This is a genomic window from Rhizobium sp. RCC_161_2 (genome assembly GCF_041355235.1).
Lineage (GTDB): Bacteria > Pseudomonadota > Alphaproteobacteria > Rhizobiales > Rhizobiaceae > Rhizobium.
In genome coordinates this window covers 1-772 of the sequence record NZ_JBFUPL010000046.1, presented here as the reverse complement: position 1 = coordinate 772, position 772 = coordinate 1, and the positions used below count along the sequence as shown (strand labels likewise).

1 protein-coding gene is annotated in these 772 nt (G+C 57.8%); it reads left to right on the top strand.

Features of this window, described 5'->3' with window-relative positions; genetic code table 11:
* Nucleotides 1-772, top strand: a protein-coding gene (locus tag AB6803_RS33090; RefSeq protein WP_371112792.1) for an IS5 family transposase whose coding sequence is annotated in 2 segments (ribosomal slippage) — nucleotides 1-327 and nucleotides 330-772 — 770 coding nt annotated over the 2 segments. Because the reading frame shifts where the segments join, the coding sequence is not laid out codon by codon here. This gene is flagged as partial in the annotation.

Sequence of the window (772 nt, the reverse complement as noted above, 5' to 3'; positions counted from 1 at the left end):
ATGCGCCGTCATGAATTGACCGACGAGGAATGGGCGGTTATCGCGCCCTTGCTGCCGACCAACAGCCGTGGAATTGAGCGCGTAGATGACCGCCGGGTGATCAATGGTATCCTATGGCGCTTCCGGACTGGCTCATCCTGGCGTGATGTGCCGGAGCGCTATGGTCCACGCACAACGCTTTACAATCGGTTCTCGCGCTGGCGCAAAGCGGGCGTCTGGGATCGCCTTCTGGATGCTGTTTCAAAACGTTATGCCGGCGACATAGTGATGATCGATTCCTCCTGCGTCCGCGTTCACCAACATGGTGCCAATGCAAAAAAGGGGGATCTGCCGATCCTTGCATGGGACGTTCGCGTGGCGGCCTGACAACAAAGATCCACGCGCTCGTCGATGCTGATGGCTTGCCTGTTCGGCTGGAACTGAGCGCGGGTCAAGCCGCCGATGCTCCCATGGCCGAAAAGTTGCTGAGCGATATGCAGCCCGGATCGACACTCCTTGCAGACAAGGCCTATGACACCGACGCGATCCGTAACTTTGCCAAGCAACGCAAGTGCTGGGCAAACATCCCCGCCAAGGCCAACCGCAAACAGACCTTCAGCTTCAGCCGTTGGGTCTATCGCCAGCGCAATCTGGTGGAGCGTTTCTTCAATCGCATCAAACAGATGCGTGGTCTGGCAACACGATACGACAGACGTGCGGACAACTACCTTGCCGGCCTCAAACTCGCCGCAACGAGGATATGGATCGCTTCAGCTAATGAGTCCGCGTCCTA